The following is a 20,930-nucleotide window of genomic DNA, read 5'->3' on the forward strand; positions in this document are numbered from 1 at the left end:
TCAAAAGCGGCGATAAAAAGGGAAAATAACATAAAAGTCACCTCGTTGAACAGTCGAATGCGTTATCCACAAATTTTTATAAATCATTCAGGTAACAAAATAACTTAAAAGCAACTTATTAAATAATTACTTCAATACTCTTATAATTTGCCATAAAGCAAATAAAAACCATGATAATATTGAAATAAAAAGCATATAATAGAATACAAAGGAAGCTTTATAACTAATTTTTACAGTATTTTCTCCCTTTTGCGGTTGGACAATTAGCCCCCCGATCTTATTAGTTTTTATTTGTGCGTTATCTAGCTGTTCCCCATTAACAACAACATTAGTACGGTTATAAATAATTAAAGGTAATAAAGTTTCTTCTCCATTAGACCGCCATGAAATTACTAGTTGGTGATTTTTTACTTTTTTAGTTAATTTTTCATTAATCGGGTTTTCAATAATCGTTCGCTTTTGTTTCCCATAGGGATGAAAATCTTTATCATAAGCAAGGTCTTTATCATCTACTGGCAAATAATCCGAGTTCCTTTTGCTAATTAAACGTAGAGGCGCCCCTAAATCTTTTGACTTAAAAGCTTTCTCTAAGGTATTAGAATCTTTTGTTGCAAAAATAACGTTGTTTGTTGAATTAAATAATTCCGTTTGCCAAATTTCTTCTCGCTCTTTTGAAAAATCAATATGATTTCTAACTGCGCCTATAAGCATTAAAAGTAGAAATGGATAAATTAAAATACGGCTATCTATCTTTCTTTTTTCACTGGAAGATATTGTTTCTATTGAAAGACTCAATGCCAAGATAATTAAAACTACTGCCGGCGGCAAAAGTCGGCTCGGAAATTGTATAATTGAAATACTGGGAAACCTATTTGCAAAATCATTCCAAGGAAAAACTTTAGTTGATAAAGCAAACCACATAAAAGCTGTAATAGTAGCCAAAAGATTTGTTTTACTCATTTTCCTATAAATAATTATAAAAAATTGGACAACAAATAATAAACAAACAACCAAGGAAAGATCTTTGTGAGGTCTAATTAAATCTAATCTAAGTGCATGATTTTCCATATTCCAAACAACGGCGGGTCTCATAAGTTGATTTTCCATATTCACTTCTAATAAAGGATACCAGACATTCGCAGTCATAAATATTGTGGCTAAAGCAGCAATAAAGGTATACATAAAAAGCGTTTTTTTATTTTTTGAATGTAAAAAGCCAAATACAAAGAAAGGGATTAGAATAATCACAGAAAAAAGAACTGTCAAAACATGTATTTGAATAGCTAGTGTCATAACAAAAGCTAAAAATGCCAAATCTTTTTTTGAATAACTCTCTCGTAAAAACCTAGTTGCTGCTAAAACAACTAAAGGCAATACAATAGCGCCCCAACTTCTAAGGGTTTGATTAAACGACCAAGATTGGATGATATAAAAAGAAGAGTACATAATTGAAAATATCAAACAAATAAGTGCCCTTACCTTATTTTTTATCAGCAAAGTAAACATACTAATAGCAGACAAAAAAGTAATCAAAAAATTAGTAAGTAATTGATAATTAAACCAGGAACGACAAATCAATAAAAGAAGGCCATTAAAATAAGCAAACATCGGCCCATATAATGCATTAATAATCCGGCCAGATTGCGAAAAACCATACATTGAAATAAAGTAATGGAAGTTCCCTTCTTTAATTTGTTGTGCTGTATCATAAAAACGATTATAGTGAAAGATCCAATCATCCCCTAAATACAAATTTTGATTACTAATTTGGACCCATTGCAATAAAATCGAAGCAATAAAGATAATCATCAAAGAAATGAATAGCCGTTTTTTACTAGCAGATAAAGACTTTTTCATGTGAACCTTCCTCTATATTTTGATGTTATTTTTTTCATTATTATACCCACTAGTGGTGCATGAAACATTTTAAATTCACTCATTATGTTTCACACTATTTCCATCCATAAAAAAATCCTTTATACTGAGCTTGGATGACTTATCCAAGACCAATACAAAGGACAACAACATGGATAAGTATAAAACAATTTCAGCTTTTAATAAATGGCTTTCGAACATAAATTTCAAAAATTTACCTTTTTCTATTCGTGAGAAAATTTCGCAAGCCGACAAGTATCATAAAAAGTTTGATTTTGAACACTTTTTGAAAGTGTTTCTCTATGGCATCGACAATGAGTGCGAAAGTTTACGTGAAATAGATACAGCGTTTGTTTCGCCTGATCTACAACAGACCATGGCGTTAGATTCGATTAGTCATTCGCAGCTTTCCCGTGAGCTCGCCCAGATGGATGACGAAATTTTGTGGGCGATCTTCGCCCAATTACTGGAGAAAGTACGGTCAAAAATACCGGTGACCAAACGAAACGCACTCTATCTCGTGGATTCTTCCACCTTTCCGTTAAATACCACTCGGTACCCTTGGGCGGACTTTCGCTCAACCAAAGCGGGGATCAAACTGCACTTAAAACTCTGTTTTATGGATAAAGAACACTTGTATCCGGATCAGTTTGAAGTCACGAATGCGGTTGAACATGATGACAATCACTTAGAAGTTTTTGTCAATCAACCGGAAGCGACCTATATCTTTGATCGTGGCTATATTGATTACGAGCGACTGGACGAGATGGAAGCTGACGGCTACTTTTTCGTCACAAGAGTGAAGAAAAACGCCAAAGTTCATGTCCTAGAAACTTATGAACCTTCTCAGAGTAAAAACATTTTGCGTGACCAAATGGTAGTGTTAGGCACTCAGGTTTATTTAACTTCCCCGTTTCGCTTGGTCACGATTCAGGATGAAAAAGGAAAACAATTACGCTTTGTCACCAACCGTTTTGATGTGACCGCCCAAGAAGTGGCCGACATGTACAAAGCGAGATGGCAAATTGAACTATTTTTTAAGCATATCAAGCAACATATGACGATTAAAAAGCTATTTTCACACAGTGAAAAAGGGGTAAGCAATCAAATCATTCTCGCCATGATTGCCAGTCTATTGACGTATTTACTCAAAGTAGAGACAGGAAGTAAGAAATCCCCGTTCCAAATCAAGCGCCTATTAAAACATCTGCTTTTTCAACCTTTTGAAGAATTGTGGGTATTACTCGTTCCTACGTGACGAAATAGCATTTGTCGTCGTTGCAACAGTATTCAGATAAATAATGAAAAAATTTTTTCTGGAAAAGTCATCCCTTGCGTAAGCATTTGATTTTTTTGTCATTTTTTAGAAAAAGTTAAAATCTGAATATTCTGATTATATTAATGCACCACTAGTGTATTATACCATATATTGGATTTACATCAATATTCTGGACACATTTTTCGAGAGTCTTTTTTCGAAACGAATCCACTCTCGAGAATGTGTCATCGTTTCCGCCTAATGTCAAATACGGTTCTCCATTTGATATTAGGCGGAAACGATGACGAGAAGGCCTCGTGGATAAGTTCCTCAAAAAAATGTGTAGGAAGCTCTAGACCTATGCCAACATCTTTGCTTGATCTTCCGCTTGCTGGGGCGTCAGGTAGTTGATATTCCCGTGAATCCGTTCGCGATTGTACCAACCATTAATATATTGGAATAAAGCGAGACGGGCTTCGTCAAAACTTCTATAGTGCTTCAAATAAACTTCTTCCTTTTTCAAGGTCGCATGAAAAGATTCAATCCCTGAATTATCATAGGGCGTTCCTTTGCGACTGTAAGAATGATTGATGTGACATTGTAGGAGAAGATTTTCAAATTCATAGCTCGTATATTGCGTGCCTAAATCTGTTTGTAAGATGAGTCCCTTACCATCTTTTAATTGTTGATTTTGCATGGCTTGCTGAAAAGCTTCCACTACAATCGGAGTGGTCATCTGTTTACCATAAGAATAGCCAATAATTTTACGAGAATATAAGTCCATGACAGAAGCCAAGTAAGTCCAGCCTTCTTTTTGCGTATGAATATAGGTAATATCTGCACTCCATTTTTGGTTGATCGAAGTCGTAGAGAAATCTTGTTTCAAGAGATTCTCACGAGATTCCACTTTTTCATGATTGCTTGCTGGACGATATTTTTTTCGAATAATGGAACGAATACCAAGTTCTCGCATCAATCGTTGGACGCGTTTTAAGCTCACTTTCCAACCGTATTGGACTAACTTATGCGTGATTTTGGGCGCGCCATAACGGTGCTTGCTTTTCTCGTAAATCTGTAGAATTTCTTCTTTTAATTGCTCGTTTTCTTGGCTTCTTTGACTCGGGCGACGGTCCTTGGAAGCATAATAGGTGGACTTTGATACCTCGAGTACGTTCGTTAATGTTCGTACGGGATATTCCTGACTTTCTTCATCAATCAGGTCATAAATGAAGGAGTCATCAACTATTCTTTCGTGAATATGGTGATAGCTTTTTTTAGGATATCATTCTCCTGTCTCAAACGATGCATTTCTTTTTCCATTTGACGAAGGTCTGCCTGACTTTTGCCGGTTTCTTCATCCGGGGTATACGCTTTTTTCCAGTTATATATCGTTGCTTCTGAAATCCCATATTCACGTGCCAAAGAAGGAACACTTTGTCCTTGTTCATTTAATTGAAGAATCAATTCTCTTGTTTCTTGGTTGTATCGTTGTGTCATAAACGGACATCCTTTCATAGAATATTATAGTACTCTACAAGTATGTGTCCATAAAACTAACCTAACACCATGCCTCCTGTTCCATACTTTATTATTTTACCTGAAAAATAATAAAAAAGAAAACTGATCTTTTATGTCTAACTAATAAAAAATAATCACAATAAAAAACAGAAATAAAGTAATAAACTTTAAAACACTACAAACAATATCTTTTTAGTGAATATGATTTTACTTTTATTTCTGTATTTTAATTCTATTTTTTTACAAACCTAATATGTTTTCCCACTGTTCCATTATTAAATTAGGGCTATACTTATCTATAATATCTTCTCTTGCTTGCACGCCCATTTGCTTAGCAGCCGTTTTATTTTCTATTAAATGTATAATGCTTTCAGCCATCTTATCTACGTCCTTATTTTCCACTAAAATGCTATTTTTGTTATTTCTAATAAAATCTGAAGGCCCATATTTTACGTCAAATACAACCGCGGGTTTCTGATGAAGCATAGCTTCAATTATACTCAACCCTTGCCCTTCTATTTGAGAAGTGGACGCTACACAATAAAATGTCTCTATTGCTTTATTTGGGTTAGATGTATATCCCATCAGTTTAAAATTTCCCTCTAGATTATTCTCACGGATTAACTCTTCAATTCGTGGACGGTATTCTCCTTCACCGTAAACTCGAAAAGAAACTTCAGGATGAATATTAGTAACAATTTTAGCTACTTTAATAAGATAATCGAAACCTTTATTTTCTACTAAGCGTGAAACCATACCAACTATTTTTTCGTTTTTTTCCATATTATTATTAGTTATTTCAGGTATATCGATAAAGTTCCCATTTACAAATAAATTATCTAACTTATAATCTCTACTTATATCTTGTTTCTGTGATTCCGTTAATAAAACAATACCATCTAATTTATCTCCATTTTTTAAAATATTTGTTTCTTTAGATTCTTCTTTATTTCTCTTATTAATATGATTTGTATGTATCACCGCGTATTTTTTTACATATTTAAAACCAGCATCAATAATTTTAGGAAAACTTCCTGGACCATCACATATTATAATATTTTTCGAATCATCTTTTATTAATTCACCTAAAAAGTAAGAGCATAATTGAGAACTATTTTCAAATTGCTTATTATCCGCAAAGAGGAAAATCTTCCCTACTTTTCCTGTCTCTCGATTAATATTTCTTTTCAAAAATGGATTTCCAGCTTCATCAAAAAATCTTTCAGAAATTAGCCGATTCTTAAAATCATATTCTTTAATCCTTTTTAATATACCTTTTTTATAATACACCTTTTCTCTTCTTTGATTATTTTCAAATATATCCAAAGTATAGTTCCCTGTTTGGAAATTTCCCTTTTTATAAACTAAGTATTCTCCAGTTGTTTTAGAAAAATAGCGGGATATTTTTTCATCTTGTTCTATACACAAAGTTTCATTTATTAGGCTATCATAATAATCGTACAAGGCCCCATTTTTTTTGTTATTGTTAGATAAAGATCTTTCTTCAAAAAATAAAAACATATTAAACAGTTTCGTTTCTACATGCATTTTACCGCTATCTTTTAGTTCTTTAATAACTTTAGAATAATCAAATTTATAATCGAATGTAATAATATCAGCGAGATAACCATTTTTATAAAAATGACGACTCCTGTTTAAAACAGCAGATGTGATCCCCCCCTTGTTTACTCCCAAATCAAAAAACACCATATAAATATTATTCATAAATTATTGACCCCTCCAAAAAATTTTCCGCACTTCTTATCAATACAAAAGAACTCAATATAGTTTTACTTTGGATTTACGTCAATATTCTGGACACATTTTTCGAGAGTCTTTTTTCGAAACGAATCCACTCTCGAGAATGTCATCATTTCCGCTTAATATCAAATGGAAAAACGTATTTGACATTAAGCGGAAACGATGACAAGGAGGCCTTCGTGGATAAGTTCCTCAAAAAAATGTGTAGGGAAACTCTAGACCTACGCCAACATTTTTGCTTGATCTTCCGCTTGCTGGGGTGTTAGGTAGTTGATATTCCCATGAATCCGTTCGCGATTGTACCAACCATTAATATATTGGAATAAAGCGAGACGGGCATCGTCAAAATTTTTATAGTACTTCAAATAAACTTCTTCCTTTTTCAAAGTCGCGTGAAAAGACTCAATCCCTGAATTATCATAGGGCGTTCCTTTGCGACTGTAAGAATGATTGATGTGATACTGAAGGAGAAGATTTTCAAATTCATAGCTCGTATATTGCGTGCCTAAATCTGTTTGTAAGATGAGTCCCTTACCATCTTTTAATTGTTGATTTTGCATGGCTTGCTGAAAAGCATTCACCACAATTGCAGTCGTCATTTGTTTGCCATAAGAATAGCCAATAATTTTACGAGAATACAAGTCCATGACAGAAGCTAAATAGGTCCAGCCTTCTTTTTGGGTATGAATATAGGTAATATCTGCACTCCATTTTTGGTTAATCGAAGTCGTAGAGAAATCTTGTTTTAAGAGGTTCTCACGGGATTCCACTTTTTCATGATTGCTTGCTGGACGATATTTTTTTCGAATAATCGAGTGAATGCCAAGTTCTCGCATCAATCGTTGCACGCGCTTTAGACTGACTTTCCAGCCGGACTGTATTAATTGATGAGTGATCTTAGGTGCGCCATAACGGCGCTTGCTTTTCTCGTAATTTTGTAGAATTTCTTTTTTTAATTGTTCGTTCTTTTGGCTCCTTTGGCTCGGACAACGGTTCTTGGAGGCATAGTAAGTTGACTTTGATACCTCGAGTACGTTCGTTAATGTTCGTACGGGGTATTCTTGACGCTCTTTATCAATAATTTCATAAATCAACGTGTCATTACTTACTCTTTCGTGAATATGGTGATAGCTTTTTTTAGAATATCATTTTCCTGTTCCAGACGATGCATTTTCTTCTCCATTTGATGAATATCTGCCTGACTTTTCCCTGTTTCTTTATCCGGAGTATATTCTTTCTTCCAGTTAAATATCGTTGCTTCTGAAATCCCATATTCACGTGCCAAAGAAGGAACACTTTGTCCTTGTTCATTTAATTGAAGGACCAATTCTCTTGTTTCTTGGTTGTATTGTTTTGCCATCATTGAACATCCTTTCATAGAATATTATAGTACTCTACAAAAATGTGTCCATAAAACTAACCTAACACCACTTTAAAACGCAAAATAAACACAGAACCATTTTAATCTTATGCAGATAACTCTTCCGCAGTAAAAATACTTTTTCATACATTTAAATTCTATTCTTTTTTATTATTCTAACCGAAAATAATAAAAAAGAAAACTTTTTAAACAACTAAAATAACCTAGCCATTTTACGTATAAAGTGGCTAGGGTATTTTTTAACTATCTATTACTTTCTCAACAACACGCTTAGAAGCATTGCCATCATCTAATGCACAGTATTGATCATAGAAAAGCTTATACTTTTCTTCATATTCATACATAACAGATTTAATATTTTTAATTCGATCAATTACTTCTTCAGAAGTATACAGCAACGGCCCAGGGAGGTCTTTTTGCACATCAATATAAAAACCACGTAATTCATCTTTATATTTAGCTAGATCATAGGTATAAAACAAAATCGGTCTTTTTAAATTGGCATAATCAAAAAATACTGAGGAGTAATCTGTAATCAATAAATCACTAATAATATATAAATGGTTAATATCATTATATTTTGAATAATCAAACGCAAAACCTTCATAATCGCTTAAATCTAATACATCAGAGATGAAGTAATGCATACGTAAAATAATTACGTATTCATTGCCTAGTTCTTCACGCAACCGTTCTAAATTTAAACGTAATGTAAACTTGTAGTTTCCAACAGAATGAAACTCATCATCACGCCAAGTAGGCGCATATAAAATCACTTTTTTATCTAACGGTATACCTAACCTTTGTTTAATTTCTTGCTGATCCTCAATAGTATGATTAATTAAAATATCATTCCTCGGATAACCATATGTCAAAATATTTTCTCGAGGATACATAAACGCACTTACAAAAATATCTTCACTATATTTATTATCAGCAATTAAATAATCCCATTTTCTTGATTGTTCATAAAAAATCTTTTTATATTGTTTATTAGCTGAAGTCACGTTGTTCATATCAAAAACTAAATGCTTTAACGGAGTACCGTGCCAAGTTGACAAAATCACTTGGTCTTGCTTTTTCTCTAAGTAATTTGGCTGCCGCATATTTAAAATGAAGTATTTAGCTATAGTTACATAATAAAAATACTGCCAACTAAAACGCGTAATTACCTTCACATTTGAATGTTGAAATTCTGGGTTATCCTTTATCAGTTCTTTATCATTTAATACCCAAACATGGCGCCACTTATTAGGTTCTTGCTGCAATAAGTGGTTGAATATAGCTTTGGGACTATCAGAATAATTTCTTCCAAGAAAGCTCTCATACAAAATAGTTCGTTTTTTAATAGGAAATTTAGAGAAAATATGTTTTTGGATACTCTTTTGTCTATAACGCGTCTTTTTAGGCTTAACAAAACGAGAAGTATCGTATGCAATCAAACGGCTTCTGCTAAAAAAATACGCAGTTTTAAAATTACCTTTTTTGATATTACTAACTTCAGGCCTATGTCTTTTTCTAACATTTATTGGTTCCGATCCAGTTTGTAATACTTGGGACAATTCCTTATAAATTGGAAGAATTTCTTTAAAAGAATCTTTGAAAGTTGATTGCGTTACAATTTTATATAAATAATAATTTATTGCGGCCCTTTTTACTTTTTTTATAATTATATCGTTTGTGCTTTCCTGGATAGATTCATTGAAAGCTTGCACTCTTTTTAATTGTCGGTCCTCACGTTCAATTTGAGAAGTAGACGGTTCGTTAATTGGATCATTATGAATGGACTTATAATATAACTTAGTCGTTGTTTGTTGAATTATCTCAACTAAATTATAAAGACGAACTAAAAATGGAATATCTGCGTACAGGTCGTTACGAGAATTAAAGTATAATTCGTTTTCTATCAAAAAAGTTTTCTTTATAATAAAACTATGTGCTTTCAAATGGTAGCTCAATTTAGAAAAATATTTTTCTACAGTCAATGTTTTATAAGGATGAGGAACTACATCATAATTAAATAACTCGCTTACAAATTGATCTTCATTTGCAGAACCATAACCTTCATTTTTTAACATTTTATTTAAGCTATTTAAGGTAGAAATTCGATAAAATGGCTTTTGTTCTAATTTTAAAGCTGAATTTTTATCTAAATCTGTTTTGGCTATCCTCAATTTAAGCACATTTACCGAATTATTACTTTCATTAATCATTTGCTTAGCATAAATTAATGCATTAGGGTGTAAGAAGTCGTCAGCGTCCATAAATAAAATGTAATCACCTGCTGCTTCTCTTATCCCGATATTTCGGAAATTAGCAATGGTCTCACCATCATCTTCAAAAATTCGATAATTTAAAGTGCTGTTTTTTAAATATCTCTCTAAAATAGTCGACTGGTTGTGAATAAAAAGCACTTCAAAATTTCGATAAACTTGCTTTTCTAAACTTTCAATACAATATTCTAAAAACTTTGAACTATTTTCTTTATAAGGGATAACGATCGAAAAAGTCATGCTGTCACTCTTTTCAAATATAAACTTCTACTTATCTTAATCATTATAATAACAAAATAACTTAAAAGCAACTTATTAAATAATTACTTCAATACTCTTATAATTTGCCATAAAGCAAATAAAAACCATGATAATATTGAAATAAAAAGCATATAATAGAATACAAAGGAAGCTTTATAACTAATTTTTACAGTATTTTCTCCCTTTTGCGGTTGGACAATTAGCCCCCCGATCTCATTAGTTTTTATTTGTGCGTTATCTAGCTGTTCCCCATTAACAACAACATTAGTACGGTTATAAATAATTAAAGGTAATAAAGTTTCTTCTCCATTAGACCGCCATGAAATTACTAGTTGGTGATTTTTTACTTTTTTAGTTAATTTTTCATTAATCGGGTTTTCAATAATCGTTCGCTTTTGCTTACCATATGGATGAAATTCTTTATCATAAGCAAGGCTCTTATCAGCCACTGGTAAATAATCTGAGTTCCTTTTTTTAATCAAACGGAAAGGCGCCCCCAAATCTTTTGCTTTGAAGCTATTTCTCAAACTTTCTAGATCTTTTGTTTTAAAAATAACATTTTTTGTTGAAGAAAATAACTCCGTACCTTTCCAATTTTGTAACTCTTTATTTGAGTAATCCATATGACCTTTGACTGAGCCTAAAAGCATTAAAAATAAAATTGGATATATTATTATACGTTTGTCTATCCTCGTTCCTTTGTTATCAAGAATAGTTTCCATGGAAAGACTTAATGCTAAAATGATTAACACTATAGCTGGCAATAGCAAACGTCCAGGGAATTGTATGATTGATATACTAGGGAACTTATCTGTTATATCATTCCAAGGAAATACTTTTGACGATAAAGCGAATAGCCCAAACGAAGTAATCGTGGTTAAACGATTTAGTATATTCATTTTACTATAGATAGCTGCTAGAAATTGTCCAATGAATAATAAACAAACAACTAAAGAAAAATCTTTATAAGGTTTAAATAAGTCTAACCTAACTGCATGATTTTCCATATTCCAAACAACGGCGGGTCTCATAAGTTGATTTTCCATATTCACTTCTAATAAAGGATACCAGACATTCGCAGTCATAAATATTGTGGCTAAAGCAGCAATAAAGGTATACATAAAAAGCGTTTTTTTATTTTTTGAATGTAAAAAGCCAAATACAAAGAAAGGGATTAGAATAATCACAGAAAAAAGAACTGTCAAAACATGTATTTGAATAGCTAGTGTCATAACAAAAGCTAAAAATGCCAAATCTTTTTTTGAATAACTCTCTCGTAAAAACCTAGTTGCTGCTAAAACCACTAAAGGTAAAATAAAAGCCCCCCAGTTCCCAAATGACTGGTTAAACGTCCAAGATTGGATCATATAAAAAGATGAATACATAATAGAAAATATCAAAGAAATAGGAATTCTTATTTTATTTTTTATAAGAAGCCAAAACATACTGCTGGCAGATAAAAATGTAATCAGAAAATTTGAAAATAGCTGATAACTGAACCAAGAACGAGAAATTAGTAAAAACAGTCCATTAAGGTAAGCAAACATGGGTCCATACAATGCATTGATAATTCGTCCGGATTGCGAGAAACCATACATTGAAATAAAATATTGTAAATTCCCATCTTTAATCTGTTGTGCTGCATCATAAAACCTATTATAATGAAAAATCCAATCGTACCCTAAGTACAAATTTTTATTACTTATTTGGACCCATTGTAATAAAATTGAAGCAATAAAAATAAGCATCAAAGAGATAAATAGCTGGTTTTTGTAATTAGCTAAAAATTTTTTCATGCGACCTTTTTTCCTTTACATTCTGTTGAATTTCTTCTTTATTATTACAGCATAGAAAATTTACCTTTTTCCTTCAAGTAATCTCAAGTATTACTCAATGAAAAAACATAAAAATTTTCTATAAAAAGACCTTTCTACTATAACATAAGAATGGATTTACGTCAATATTCTGGACACATTTTTCGAGAGTCTTTTTTCGAAACGAATCCACTCTCGAGAATGTCATCATTTCCGCTTAATATCAAATGGAAAAACGTATTTGACATTAAGCGGAAACGATGACAAGGAGGCCTTTGTGGATAAGTTCCTCAAAAAAATGTGTAGGGAAACTCTAGACCTACGCCAACATTTTTGCTTGATCTTCCGCTTGCTGGGGTGTTAGGTAGTTGATATTCCCATGAATCCGTTCGCGATTGTACCAACCATTAATATATTGGAATAAAGCGAGACGGGCATCGTCAAAATTTTTATAGTACTTCAAATAAACTTCTTCCTTTTTCAAAGTCGCGTGAAAAGACTCAATCCCTGAATTATCATAGGGCGTTCCTTTGCGACTGTAAGAATGATTGATGTGATACTGAAGGAGAAGATTTTCAAATTCATAGCTCGTATATTGCGTGCCTAAATCTGTTTGTAAGATGAGTCCCTTACCATCTTTTAATTGTTGATTTTGCATGGCTTGCTGAAAAGCATTCACCACAATTGCAGTCGTCATTTGTTTGCCATAAGAATAGCCAATAATTTTACGAGAATACAAGTCCATGACAGAAGCTAAATAGGTCCAGCCTTCTTTTTGGGTATGAATATAGGTAATATCTGCACTCCATTTTTGGTTAATCGAAGTCGTAGAGAAATCTTGTTTTAAGAGGTTCTCACGGGATTCCACTTTTTCATGATTGCTTGCTGGACGATATTTTTTTCGAATAATCGAGTGAATGCCAAGTTCTCGCATCAATCGTTGCACGCGCTTTAGACTGACTTTCCAGCCGGACTGTATTAATTGATGCGTGATCTTAGGTGCGCCATAACGGCGCTTGCTTTTCTCGTAATTTTGTAGAATTTCTTTTTTTAATTGTTCGTTCTTTTGGCTCCTTTGGCTCGGACAACGGTTCTTGGAGGCATAGTAAGTTGACTTTGATACCTCGAGTACGTTCGTTAATGTTCGTACGGGGTATTCTTGACGCTCTTTATCAATAATTTCATAAATCAACGTGTCATTACTTACTCTTTCGTGAATATGGTGATAGCTTTTTTTAGAATATCATTTTCCTGTTCCAGACGATGCATTTTCTTCTCCATTTGATGAATATCTGCCTGACTTTTCCCTGTTTCTTTATCCGGAGTATATTCTTTCTTCCAGTTAAATATCGTTGCTTCTGAAATCCCATATTCACGTGCCAAAGAAGGAACACTTTGTCCTTGTTCATTTAATTGAAGGACCAATTCTCTTGTTTCTTGGTTGTATTGTTTTGCCATCATTGAACATCCTTTCATAGAATATTATAGTACTCTACAAAAATGTGTCCATAAAACTAACCTAACACCATATATTCAAAATTTTGATTATTGAGACGCCTAGTATTTCTTTTCATCAAAACATAAAAGACCCTTCTTCTTTATAACAAGAAGAAGGGTCTTTTATGATATATTTTGTTATTTTAACTAAAAAAATAATTATTTTTCATTGAGTATTTAACGTCTGAAATATCTACAGTAACCAATCGACTCTCATCTACTTTTTCTTGATCTACGAGATCGTAATTTTCCACTTCAAAAACAATCGTCGAACCCTCTACGCTTTTTACATTTCCGATAAAGGTGCGATGAAAATGTCTCGGCTGAACTTTATAGCGTTCCCCTACTTGAATATTTTCTATTACATTCATCAGTTTTACCCCCTAAAATGAACTTATAAAATCATTACTATAATATATACATAACATGTATATATTAAACATACAAGGTTTTTGATAAAAAAAGTTTTTAAAAAGCTAAATTTCTTTAATAGATATAGACCGATTTCATTTTATTCATAACTTCATGCCTATAATTTAGTAATTATTTCAATACTTAATCATTATTTTTATATATACCAATTTGATGAAAAACATGGATTTAATATCCTTTATTAAGTATATAAAGTCTTTTATATAACATTTAAACCCTATATAAAAAGCCCCCTACTTTGAGGGAGCTTCAAGTTTTAAAATATATTGTTTAACTTTTTACGGATAAATCCGATTCAATAAACGTGGGAATGGAATGGCTTCACGCACGTGTTCGATCCCAGCTAACCAAGTTACTGTTCTTTCTAGTCCTAGCCCGAAACCTGTATGTGGAACTGAACCATATCTACGTAAATCTAGATACCAGGAATACTCATTTTCATCCAAACCATAATTTCTGATTTGTTCTAATAAGTAATTATAATCAGTTGCCCGCTCGGAGCCACCAATAATTTCGCCATACCCTTCTGGAGCGATCAAATCAGCACAAATCACAACATCATCTCTGGTAGGATGAGGCTTCATGTAAAAAGGTTTTGTATCTTTTGGATAATTTAAAATAAATACCGGCTGATCAAATGAATTTGCAATAAATGTTTCATGCGGCGCCCCGAAATCTTCGCCCCATTCAATATCCTCAAAACCATTTTCTTTTAACATACTTACTGCATCATCATAAGAAATCCTTGGATAAGGTAATTTAGTATATTTCTCTAATACTGAACGATCACGCTCTAAAACATGTAAAGCATAATCGCAATTATCTAACAGGCTTTGCACTAGAAATGCTACATATTCTTCTTGAATATCTAGACTTTCTTCTTGATGCATAAAAGCCATTTCTGGCTCCATCATCCAAAATTCAATCAAATGGCGACGTGTTTTGGATTTTTCCGCCCGAAAAGTTGGACCAAAGGAAAATACTTTGCCAAAAGCCATCGCAGCAGCTTCCATATACAATTGTCCAGATTGTGATAAATAAGCTTTTTGATCAAAATAATTTGTTTCAAATAAATCGGTCGTACCTTCTGGCGCAGATCCAGTTAAAATCGGTGGATCTACTTTAGTAAAGTGACGATCATTGAAAAATTCGTAAGTCGCGCGAATAATTTCATTGCGCACTTGCATAATGGCATGTTGTTTAGAAGAACGTAACCACAAATGACGATGATCCATTAAAAATTCTGTTCCATGCTCTTTGGGAGCAATAGGATAATCATGACTTTCGCCAACCACTTCAATATCTTGTACACCTAATTCATAACCAAACTTTGAACGACTATCTTCTCTAATTTCACCAGTAACCCAAATTGAAGTTTCTTGTGGTAATTCTTTTGCTAAGTGAAATATCTCTTCAGAAACATCATTTTTTACGACAACGCCTTGAAAGTAAGCTGTACCATCGCGTAATTGCAAAAATGCGATTTTCCCGCTAGAGCGTTTATTAGCTACCCAAGCGCCGATCTTTACAACTTCACCTACATGCTTGTTGGCATCGATAATTTGAATTTTTTCCAATTGTGTCTCTCCATTCTATATACTACATTTAACATTTTTAATTTTGTCGTTTTTTCTCTACGAATTCTTTTATTCGTTTCACCATTTCTTCCAACGTTTTCATATCTGTTGCATAGCTGATACGGATATTTTCATTGGAGCCAAAACCTTGGCCTGTAACAGTAGCTACATGAGCTTCATTTAATAAAGCCTCTGTAAATTCAGTTACGTCATTATAACCACAAATTTCCATTGTTTTTTTTACATTAGGAAAGAAATAAAAGGCGCCTTGCGGTCTTTGCAATTTAAATCCAGGGATCTCTAATAATAATGGATAAATGCGTTTCATACGCTCTTCAAAAGCTTTGCGCATTTCTTCTACAGAATCTTGTGGACCATTTAATGCTTCTGCTGCAGCATATTGACTAGCAGCTGCCGGATTACTTGTCGACTGCGAAGCAATATCTGACATTGCTTTAATCAAGTCTTTGTCACCAGCAACAAATCCAATGCGCCAACCAGTCATCGAATATGACTTAGAAACACCATTAACGATCAATGTTTGCCGACGAATTTTCTCAGAAATAGTAGCAATAGGTGTAAATACATTATCATCATAAACGAGCCGTCCATAAATATCGTCAGAAACAATCAATATATCATGCTCAACTGCCCACGCTCCAATTTTTTCGAGTTCTTCTTTGCTATAAATCATACCTGTTGGATTTGAAGGGGAGTTTAAAATGACTGCCTTGGTATTTTTAGTCCTTGCTTCTTCTAATTGCTCAGCGGTCACCTTAAATTGATTTTCTTCCTTACCTTTAACAAAAATAGGCGTCCCTGCAGCTAATTTTACTTGTTCCCCATAACTCACCCAATAAGGAACAGGGATGATCACTTCGTCCCCTTGATTTAAAATTGCTTGGAATAAGGTATAAAGTGCAAATTTCGCGCCATCAGTTACCATTGTTTCTGATGTATCATAGCTTAAGCCATAATATTTTTTCAAATAAGCAACGATGGCTTGTTTTAACTGCGGAATCCCCGCTGTAGGTGTATAAAAACTCGTTTTTCCAGAACGAATTGCTTCCACAGCAGCTTCTTGGATATGAACTGGGGTAGTAAAATCTGGTTCTCCGACAGTTAAACTTAAAACATCAGCGCCTTGCGCCTTTAATTGTTTTGCTTTTTCTGAAGCCCCTAAAGTTACAGAAGGCTCTAAATTCTCGGATCGTTGTGAAAATCTCATGTACATACATCCCTTTCTAATTACAAGCTAGATATCCTGAAGATCTTTGACTTCTTCTCCATCTTCAAATTGCAGTAAGTAATAATTACTATCCTCTCCATCTTCGTCATCAGTAGTGACAACTTCCCAAACTGGCGTGTCATCTACCATGCCTAAGCTTGCTTTTTCAATACTTTCATCTTCATGTTCCTGTAACACTGCCTGCTTTGCCTCTAGTTCGGTCAATCCGTCATCTTGCTGTTCAATTGTTACTTTATTTCCCGATTCCGGAATAATCACAGCCAATGCTTGGTCATTTTTATCTTTTCCCATTACCGTAAAATAGTTTTCATCACGCCTAAACCAATAAAAATCATCTACGGTATCAATATTCGCATATTCTTCGGCAATTTCTACTGCTTCTTTTTTTGCTTGTCGCATTGGACGTGAAGCACGAATATAAAAGATAATAGAAAAGAAAATAACAAACAGTAAAACCATGCTGATGACAAATAAAACAGTGACTTTCTGTTTTTCTCTTTTTTCATTATCTGGCACTTTTAAACGCACCCTTTCTTTTTAGCTAATCTCTATTATACAAAAAGTTAGATGGAAACTGTACCATTTTTATACAAAATTTATTGCTTTTCTAAAAATTCGTCTATTACTTGCTTCATTTCACTAACTGTGGCTTCTTGAATAGGTAATTCTTTCGGCAGTGCTTTTTCCAATCGTTTGCCATAACTTTTAGTAATTAAACGCCGGTCAAACAAAATCATCAATCCTTTATCATTTTCTGAACGAATTAAACGACCTAATCCTTGCCGTAATTTCAACGCGGCTTTAGGTAAGCTTTCTTGTGAGAAAGGATCAAGTGATTGATCTTTTAGATAATAATTCCTAGCTCTAATAAGCGGTCGTTGCGGATTTTCAAAAGGCAAACGCGTTACAATCAATAACTGTAATGCATCTCCTGGCAAATCAACACCTTCCCAGAAGCTGTCTGCACCAAATAAAATGGATTGTTTAGATTGAATAAATCGTTTAAGCAACTTTTCTTTACTCCCGCCCATTCCTTGCGCCAGAATTTCTCTACCTTTACTTAAAAAATGTTGATGAATTTTTTTGTATACTTTTTGCAAAATTTCATGAGAGGTAAACAAAACTAAAGCTGGTTGATTAATATCTTCTAAAAGTACTGTTAAGTTTTCTGCCAGATAACTTGCATAAGCATCACTACTTAGTTCATTTACATTGATATCATTTTTAGCAATTAAGAATTTGGCTTGATTCGCATAATCATAGGTTTGCGGAATTACTTTTAATGGCGCCTCAGGGATACCTAATTTTTTAGCGAAATAGTTTCTATTTTTAGGAACTTTCAACGTGCCCCCCATATAAATAATTTTTTCATAACGATCATACCAAGAAGTATTCGGTAAAATTGCCGCATGGAAATCAATAAGCTGAATACGTGCTGTTTTCTTATTTCCGTATAAATACAACCAATGCACATAATGAGAGGACCAATTAGTCAGCCAGTCCTTCATAAAAGAAGCTTGAGCCTTCATTTCTTCATAAAAAGAAAGAAATTCGCCAAAATAAATTCTTTGCCGGTCCAACCAGGCATCGCTTATTTTATTCATCTGCTCGTTCAATTGTGACTGAATCTCTAGTAACTCTTGATAATACAGTAATAATCGCTGAATGGTTTTCTCACAACTTACTGACAAATTTTGGCGTTGTTCTGCCTGCAAGATAATTTCTTCTTGTACTGGCCATTCTTCAAACCACTCGGCAAAAAGGTCTTCTTGACATTCGATTATCGCTTGTAGTTCTTCTTGATATAAATGAAACAATCGCAAACTTTCAGTTTGATCTTCTAGCATTATTTCTATTTGGTCAAACAACTGATCATCGTCATAAAATTGATTGACTCTGCGTTGAAACGCTGGTGTATCAAGATAATGTTTGGACACTTTTTCCATGGTTTCTGGCAGATGATGGGCTTCATCAATAAGTAAGTAACGACTTTTCGGTAATAAAGCCTGGGCCCGCTGCGTTTCTTGTGCTAAGAAAGCATGATTTATGATCAAAACATTGCTTTGTGCCATCCGTTTTTGCAAATGACGTAAAAAGTCTTCTTGGTAAAGCGGCTGTTGATCTGACAAATATGCAACACCACGATGACTAATTTCTTGAAATAATAAGTGATCTAAGCGAATTAAGTTTAATTCATCTAAGTCTCCTGTCATCGTTTGCGTCAACCATACTAAAATCCCCATTTGATATAAAGCATATTGTTTCTGCTGGACAGGTGTATCCAAAGTAGCCTTAAAGCGCTGCAAGTCGATATAATGACTTTTGCTTTTCACAACCGTTGCATAAAGCGGTTGTTCAATTAAGGTATTTAACAAAGGAATATCCTGATCAATTAACTGGTGCTGCAGTAAAATCGAAACAGTACTGATCACCATAGGATTTTCTGGTGTTGCTAGAAAAGCGGCTGGTAATAAATAACCAATCGTTTTTCCCATACCTGTTGATGCTTCAATCAATAAATTCTTTTCTGTACTTTCAGTAAAGTGACGAAAAATAGTATTCATTAACTGCCCTTGTTCTTTACGATAAGATAGTTTATCTTGATAAAGTTTTACTTTTTCTTTTTTAGTTTTAGGATAAGGCTTTTCATAATAGTTTTCATCAAACAGTGGGACTTCTTTTTTACGCAAAGCAATTCCCTCAATGACTTCTAATGACGGTGCTAAAGGCGGCAGTTTTGTTTGCATTTCTTTTGTGATTTGTTCGATAAAAATACTGGTTTCTTTACTGGTTACCTCACTTAGTTGCGTGATTTTTTCTAATGTTACCAGCGGCAATTCCTGCATCTTTGCTTTAATATGTAATAATAAAGCAGCTGTCACTTCAGCGTCACTATCTGCTTGATGCGGTGAATCATGTTGTAAACCTAAGCTTTCAGCCAAATCATTTAAACGAAAACTAACCTGTGTAGGTAAAAAAATTTGTGCCAACTCCACAGTATCAATACCTGGAATTTGTAACTCAGGCATCCCACAACGTGTTAATTCATGATTTAAAAAATTATAATCAAAGTGAATATTATGAGCAACAAAAGTTGTATCTGCTAGAAAGTTATAAATGGTTGCTGCGACATCTTCAAAATATGGCGCCTTTTTCACACGTTTATTCGAAATATGCGTTAAGTGTTGAATTTGTTTTGATATTGTTTTAATCGGATTGATATCTACTGCAAAACGATCGATGATTTTATCATCTTTGACTAGTACACAGCCAAACTGAATAATACGATCCGTCTTAGGATCTGTTCCGGTTGTTTCGATATCTACAATTGCATAAGTGGTATTCATTACTTCTCACCTTTTCTTTGCTTCCTGCATTATAATACAGAACCGCTTAAAAACCAATGAAGGAAAATAAAGCGACTTGAAGTAAGGTCTTTTTTTAGAGAAAACTAGCTACTTTGGTAAACCTACTCTAGCTTTGAAAAAATCTAGACCTACTTTAGCAGACTTACTCTAGTTTGGAAGAAATCTAGACCTACTTTGGCAGACTTACTTTAGTTTTGAAAAAATCTTGAGCTACTTTGACAGTCTTAATTTAGTTTTGAAAAAATCTTGAGCTACTTTAGCGGTCCTACTTTAGTTTTAAAGGAAACTAGAGTCGCTATGAATAACTATCCTCTTTTTTAAAAAACACACACGTTATCTAAACGACTAAAAAAAAAACGGAGCAGCAACTGCCCCGTTTTTTGCTTGATTTTTTAAATTAAGCTTTTACTACATTAGTAGCTTGTGGTCCACGTTGTCCTTCTTCGATATCGAAGTTAACAGATTGGCCTTCTTCTAAAGTTTTGAAACCTTCTTCTTGGATAGCTGAAAAGTGAACGAATACGTCGTTTCCATCTTCACCTGTGATAAAGCCATAGCCTTTTTCTGCGTTGAACCATTTAACTGTTCCTGTTTCCATGTAAAAAAATCCTCCTTGTGTATAAACACATATTTTGCAAATCCTTGTTAAGTGAATATTTGGAAGAT

Annotated in this window: 14 protein-coding genes; 1 reads left to right on the forward strand and 13 read right to left on the reverse strand. The window is 33.5% G+C overall.

All coding sequences use genetic code 11. The features are described 5' to 3' along the window. Positions 1 to 126: 126 nt before the first annotated feature. The gene (locus tag AC806_RS06300; protein WP_069028993.1) at positions 127 to 1,857 is read right to left on the reverse strand and encodes a hypothetical protein; all 1,731 of its coding nucleotides are present in this window, start codon (positions 1,855 to 1,857) and stop codon (positions 127 to 129) included. 169 nt (positions 1,858 to 2,026) lie between these two features. Between AC806_RS06300 and AC806_RS06305 the strand changes: the two genes are divergently transcribed. After that, positions 2,027 to 3,133 carry an IS4 family transposase gene (locus tag AC806_RS06305; RefSeq protein ID WP_069028994.1) on the forward strand — a complete coding sequence of 369 codons (1,107 nt, stop codon included), beginning with the start codon at positions 2,027 to 2,029 and terminating at the stop codon, positions 3,131 to 3,133. A 358-nt stretch (positions 3,134 to 3,491) separates the two neighbouring features. Here the strand turns inward: AC806_RS06305 and AC806_RS11735 are convergent. The 12 genes from AC806_RS11735 to AC806_RS06380 form a co-directional block, all read right to left on the reverse strand. Continuing rightward, a protein-coding gene (locus AC806_RS11735) for an IS3 family transposase (RefSeq protein WP_390093209.1) occupies positions 3,492 to 4,648 on the reverse strand; the annotation gives its coding sequence in 2 pieces (ribosomal slippage) (positions 3,492 to 4,402 and positions 4,402 to 4,648; 1,158 coding nt in all). 243 nt (positions 4,649 to 4,891) lie between these two features. Continuing rightward, positions 4,892 to 6,376 (reverse strand): glycosyltransferase, encoded by a 1,485-nt coding sequence (locus tag AC806_RS06320; protein WP_069028997.1) that lies wholly within the window; start codon positions 6,374 to 6,376, stop codon positions 4,892 to 4,894. 257 nt (positions 6,377 to 6,633) lie between these two features. Beyond that, positions 6,634 to 7,775, reverse strand: a protein-coding gene (locus AC806_RS06325; RefSeq protein WP_156768847.1) for an IS3 family transposase whose coding sequence is annotated in 2 segments (ribosomal slippage) — positions 6,634 to 7,544 and positions 7,544 to 7,775 — 1,143 coding nt in all. Because the reading frame shifts where the segments join, the coding sequence is not laid out codon by codon here. Positions 7,776 to 8,032: 257 nt separating this feature from the next. Further along, positions 8,033 to 10,306 carry a CDP-glycerol:glycerophosphate glycerophosphotransferase gene (locus tag AC806_RS06335; RefSeq protein WP_069029000.1) on the reverse strand — a complete coding sequence of 758 codons (2,274 nt, stop codon included), beginning with the start codon at positions 10,304 to 10,306 and terminating at the stop codon, positions 8,033 to 8,035. Positions 10,307 to 10,389: 83 nt separating this feature from the next. Then, on the reverse strand, positions 10,390 to 12,123 hold the full coding sequence (locus tag AC806_RS06340) for a hypothetical protein (RefSeq protein WP_069029001.1): 1,734 nt from the start codon (positions 12,121 to 12,123) through the stop codon (positions 10,390 to 10,392). 337 nt (positions 12,124 to 12,460) lie between these two features. Then, a protein-coding gene (locus tag AC806_RS06345) for an IS3 family transposase (protein WP_156768847.1) occupies positions 12,461 to 13,602 on the reverse strand; the annotation gives its coding sequence in 2 pieces (ribosomal slippage) (positions 12,461 to 13,371 and positions 13,371 to 13,602; 1,143 coding nt in all). Between the two features lie 179 nt (positions 13,603 to 13,781). Further along, a complete protein-coding gene (locus AC806_RS06355) occupies positions 13,782 to 14,009 on the reverse strand; it encodes a hypothetical protein (protein ID WP_061840820.1) in 228 nt (75 codons plus the stop codon). 339 nt (positions 14,010 to 14,348) lie between these two features. Continuing rightward, entirely contained in the window at positions 14,349 to 15,647 is a 1,299-nt protein-coding gene (gene asnS, locus AC806_RS06360) for an asparagine--tRNA ligase (protein WP_069029002.1), read from the reverse strand. Between the two features lie 37 nt (positions 15,648 to 15,684). Continuing rightward, positions 15,685 to 16,875 carry a pyridoxal phosphate-dependent aminotransferase gene (locus tag AC806_RS06365; RefSeq protein ID WP_069029003.1) on the reverse strand — a complete coding sequence of 397 codons (1,191 nt, stop codon included), beginning with the start codon at positions 16,873 to 16,875 and terminating at the stop codon, positions 15,685 to 15,687. A 27-nt stretch (positions 16,876 to 16,902) separates the two neighbouring features. Beyond that, complete coding sequence (locus AC806_RS06370) at positions 16,903 to 17,412, reverse strand: cell wall elongation regulator TseB-like domain-containing protein (RefSeq protein WP_390092902.1); 510 nt, start codon at positions 17,410 to 17,412, stop codon at positions 16,903 to 16,905. An 80-nt stretch (positions 17,413 to 17,492) separates the two neighbouring features. Beyond that, the gene (locus AC806_RS06375) at positions 17,493 to 20,243 is read right to left on the reverse strand and encodes a helicase C-terminal domain-containing protein (RefSeq protein WP_069029005.1); all 2,751 of its coding nucleotides are present in this window, start codon (positions 20,241 to 20,243) and stop codon (positions 17,493 to 17,495) included. 418 nt (positions 20,244 to 20,661) lie between these two features. Continuing rightward, on the reverse strand, positions 20,662 to 20,862 hold the full coding sequence (locus AC806_RS06380; RefSeq protein WP_014125014.1) for a cold-shock protein: 201 nt from the start codon (positions 20,860 to 20,862) through the stop codon (positions 20,662 to 20,664). Between the last annotated feature and the right edge of the window lie 68 nt (positions 20,863 to 20,930).

Origin of the sequence: Tetragenococcus halophilus (assembly GCF_001712815.1) — a bacterium.
GTDB lineage: Bacteria > Bacillota > Bacilli > Lactobacillales > Enterococcaceae > Tetragenococcus > Tetragenococcus halophilus.

Excerpts from the sequence above, each read along its gene's own strand:
- AC806_RS06300 (WP_069028993.1), bottom strand. The coding sequence starts at position 1,857 with ATGAAAAAGTCTTTATCTGCTAGTAAAAAACGGCTATTCATTTCTTTG.
- AC806_RS06305 (WP_069028994.1), top strand. The coding sequence starts at position 2,027 with ATGGATAAGTATAAAACAATTTCAGCTTTTAATAAATGGCTTTCGAAC.
- AC806_RS06320 (WP_069028997.1), bottom strand. The coding sequence starts at position 6,376 with ATGAATAATATTTATATGGTGTTTTTTGATTTGGGAGTAAACAAGGGG.
- AC806_RS06335 (WP_069029000.1), bottom strand. The coding sequence starts at position 10,306 with ATGACTTTTTCGATCGTTATCCCTTATAAAGAAAATAGTTCAAAGTTT.
- AC806_RS06340 (WP_069029001.1), bottom strand. The coding sequence starts at position 12,123 with ATGAAAAAATTTTTAGCTAATTACAAAAACCAGCTATTTATCTCTTTG.
- AC806_RS06355 (WP_061840820.1), bottom strand. The coding sequence starts at position 14,009 with ATGAATGTAATAGAAAATATTCAAGTAGGGGAACGCTATAAAGTTCAG.
- AC806_RS06365 (WP_069029003.1), bottom strand. The coding sequence starts at position 16,875 with ATGAGATTTTCACAACGATCCGAGAATTTAGAGCCTTCTGTAACTTTA.
- AC806_RS06375 (WP_069029005.1), bottom strand. The coding sequence starts at position 20,243 with ATGAATACCACTTATGCAATTGTAGATATCGAAACAACCGGAACAGAT.
- AC806_RS06380 (WP_014125014.1), bottom strand. The coding sequence starts at position 20,862 with ATGGAAACAGGAACAGTTAAATGGTTCAACGCAGAAAAAGGCTATGGC.